This is a genomic window from Mogibacterium pumilum, assembly GCF_002243385.1.
GTDB classification, from domain to species: domain Bacteria; phylum Bacillota; class Clostridia; order Peptostreptococcales; family Anaerovoracaceae; genus Mogibacterium; species Mogibacterium pumilum.
This window is the reverse complement of sequence record NZ_CP016199.1, coordinates 1847658-1851217: the sequence shown is the minus strand read 5'-3', so window position 1 is coordinate 1851217 and position 3560 is coordinate 1847658. Positions and strand designations below refer to the sequence as shown.

The following is a 3560-nucleotide window of genomic DNA, read 5'->3' as shown; positions in this document are numbered from 1 at the left end:
AACCAATGACTGGGGTGAAGTCGTAACAAGGTAGCCGTTCGAGAACGAGCGGCTGGATCACCTCCTTTCTAAGGAGACCTAGTCTCTACACTATGATAGTTTATGGGCTTGTAGCTCAGGTGGTTAGAGCGCACGCCTGATAAGCGTGAGGTCGGAGGTTCGAGTCCTCCCAAGCCCACCATTACATATATTTTATATATGTAAAGTAGCACCTTGAAAATTGAATAACACACCAAGTGTAAAATGAAGACAAATAGACAACGAATCGAGATACAAGCCGAATCTACTAGAAGTAGATTCAAATTGGGTAACGATTTCAAACAGACTATTTGTTGAGAGAAACCAGAATTCACTGAGAGAAATACAATAGTGAATAAGACCTAGACAACGCTAGTCTAGGCAAAAGAACATTTTGAAAGAAATGATTGGTCAAGTACAAAGAGCATCGGGTGGATGCCTTGGCACTGGGAGCCGAAGAAGGACGTGATAAGCTGCGATAAGCTGCGGTAAGGAGCACATATCCGATATACCCGCAGATTTCCGAATGGGGGAACCCACATACGGTAATGCGTATGTATCATTAAGTGAATACATAGCTTAATGAGGGGAACGGGGTGAACTGAAACATCTAAGTAGCCCTAGGAAGAGAAAGAAAAATCGATTTCCTTAGTAGCGGCGAGCGAAAGGGAAAGAGGCCAAACCGGACTGTTTACAGTTTGGGGTTGTGGACCACCGATATTGACGAAGTTATGCAAGCCGAATAGGACTGGAAAGTTCAAGCAAAGAAGGTAAAACTCCTGTAGGCGAAAGCAGAAAGCGCATAGGTGGCACCAGAGTAGGACCGGACACGTGTAACCCGGCCTGAAGCAGGAGGGACCACCCTCCAAGCCTAAATACTACCCAGTGACCGATAGCGAATAGTACCGTGAGGGAAAGGTGAAAAGAACCCCGGGAGGGGAGTGAAATAGAATCTGAAACCTGATGCTTACAAGCATAGGGAGCGCAAGTGACCTAGTACTTTTTGTAGAACGGGCCAACGAGTTATGGTATGTAGCGAGGTTAAGTTGCTGGAGCAACGGAGCCGTAGAGAAATCGAGTCTGAAAAGGGCGAGAGTTACATGCTGTAGACCCGAAACCGGGTGACCTATCCATGAGCAGGTTGAAGTAACCGTAAAAGGTTATGGAGGACCGAACCTATATCTGTTGAAAAAGGTTAGGATGACTTGTGGATAGCGGTGAAATTCCAATCGAACTCGGATATAGCTGGTTCTCCTCGAAATAGCTTTAGGGCTAGCCTCAAGGAAAAGATACACGGGGGTAGAGCACTGACTGTTCGCGGGGCCTTCACCGGTTACCAACAACTATCAAACTCCGAATACCGTGGTATCATACTTGGGAGTCAGACTATGAGAGATAAGTTCCATGGTCGAAAGGGAAACAGCCCAGATCAACAGCTAAGGTCCCAAAGAGTAAGTTAAGTGGAAAAGGATGTGGGATTGCACAAACAGCTAGGATGTTGGCTTAGAAGCAGCCATACATTTAAAGAGTGCGTAATAGCTCACTAGTCGAGTGATCCTGCGCCGAAGATAAACGGGGCTCAAACTTACCACCGAAGCTTTGGAATTAGTACAACTAATTGGTAGAGGAGCATTCTATATAGGTAGAAGGAGGCGCGAGAGCAAATCTGGACAGTATAGAAGAGAGAATGTTGGCATGAGTAGCGTAAGGCGGGTGAGAATCCCGTCCGCCGAAAATCTAAGGTTTCCTGAGGAAGGTTCGTCCTCTCAGGGTAAGTCGGGACCTAAGCCGAGAGCGAAGGCTGTAGGCGATGGACAACAGGTTGATATTCCTGTACCACCAAGGATTGTTTGAATGAAGTGGGGACACAGAAGGATAGATTGAGCACGCCGTTGGTTGAGCGTGTCCAAGCAGTGAGGCTTGAAAGTAGGCAAATCCGCTTTCTGATAGGTTGAGCTGTTATGGGGTGGTCGAATGACCGGTAGCAATCGATTTCACGCTGTCAAGAAAAGCCGCTAATGAGATCCAAGGTGCCCGTACCGCAAACCGACACAGGTAGATGAGGAGAGAATCCTAAGGTGAGCGAGCGAACTATTGTTAAGGAACTCGGCAAAATAACCCCGTAACTTCGGGAGAAGGGGTGCCTGCTTCGGCAGGCCGCAGTGAAGAGGTCCAGGCAACTGTTTACCAAAAACACAGGTCTCTGCTAAAGCGAAAGCTGATGTATAGGGGCTGACGCCTGCCCGGTGCTGGAAGGTTAAGGGGAAGTGTTAGGGCAACCGAAGCACAGAACTTAAGCCCCAGTAAACGGCGGCCGTAACTATAACGGTCCTAAGGTAGCGAAATTCCTTGTCGGGTAAGTTCCGACCCGCACGAAAGGCGTAATGATCTGGACGCTGTCTCAACAATAGGCTCGGTGAAATTGTAGTACCGGTAAAGATGCCGGTTACCCGCAGCAGGACGGAAAGACCCCGTGGAGCTTCACTGTAGCTTGATATTGATTTTCGGCATTGCATGTACAGGATAGGTGGGAGACTAAGAGATCAGCACGCCAGTGTTGGAGGAGTCACCGTTGGGATACCACCCTTGTAATGTTGGAAATCTAACCTAGTACCGTGAACCGGTACAGGGACAGTGTCAGGTGGGCAGTTTGACTGGGGCGGTCGCCTCCTAAAGAGTAACGGAGGCGCCCAAAGGTTCCCTCAGCGCGGACGGAAATCGCGCGAAGAGTGCAAAGGCAAAAGGGAGCTTGACTGCGAGACAAACAGGTCGAGCAGGGACGAAAGTCGGGCTTAGTGATCCGGTGGTTCCGAGTGGAAGGGCCATCGCTCAACGGATAAAAGCTACCCCGGGGATAACAGGCTTATACCCCCCAAGAGTTCACATCGACGGGGGTGTTTGGCACCTCGATGTCGGCTCGTCTCATCCTGGGGCTGAAGTAGGTCCCAAGGGTTGGGCTGTTCGCCCATTAAAGAGGTACGCGAGCTGGGTTCAGAACGTCGTGAGACAGTTCGGTCCCTATCCGCTGTGGGCGTTGGAAATTTGAGAGGAGCTATCCTTAGTACGAGAGGACCGGGATGGACATACCTCTGGTGTACCGGTTGTTCTGCCAAGGGCATAGCCGGGTAGCTACGTATGGAAGGGATAAGCGCTGAAAGCATCTAAGTGCGAAGCCCACCTCAAGATAAGATTTCCTCCGAAAGGTAAGACCCGTGAGAGACTATCACGTTGATAGGTCAGAGGTGTAAGTACGGTAACGTATTCAGCTGACTGATACTAATAGGTCGAACACTTGACCAAATGGTTTAAAGCACAAGGTGGTTATTCAATTTTGAGGGTACAACTCTCAAAAGCGTGGAAGATGATGGAGACACATCTTACTACAACATATGAGTAGATTGCGAGAGCGATTTACAAAATCCGGTGACAATAGCAGAGAGGTTACACCTGTTCCCATCCCGAACACAGAAGTTAAGCTCTTTAGCGCTGAAGATACTTGGTGGGAAGCTGCCTGGGAAATTAGGACGTCGCCGGTTTTTTTA

1 tRNA gene and 2 rRNA genes are annotated in these 3560 nt (G+C 48.9%); all 3 read left to right on the top strand.

What is annotated here, in order from left to right:
* The first annotated feature begins 104 nt into the window (after positions 1 to 104).
* The 3 genes from AXF17_RS08850 (at position 105) to rrf (ending at position 3554) form a co-directional block, all read left to right on the top strand.
* Positions 105 to 181: transfer RNA gene (locus tag AXF17_RS08850), tRNA-Ile, on the top strand.
* Positions 182 to 426: 245 nt separating this feature from the next.
* A 23S ribosomal RNA gene (locus AXF17_RS08845) occupies positions 427 to 3319 on the top strand.
* Positions 3320 to 3437: 118 nt separating this feature from the next.
* Positions 3438 to 3554: ribosomal RNA gene (gene rrf / locus AXF17_RS08840) — 5S ribosomal RNA — on the top strand.
* Positions 3555 to 3560: the final 6 nt, after the last annotated feature.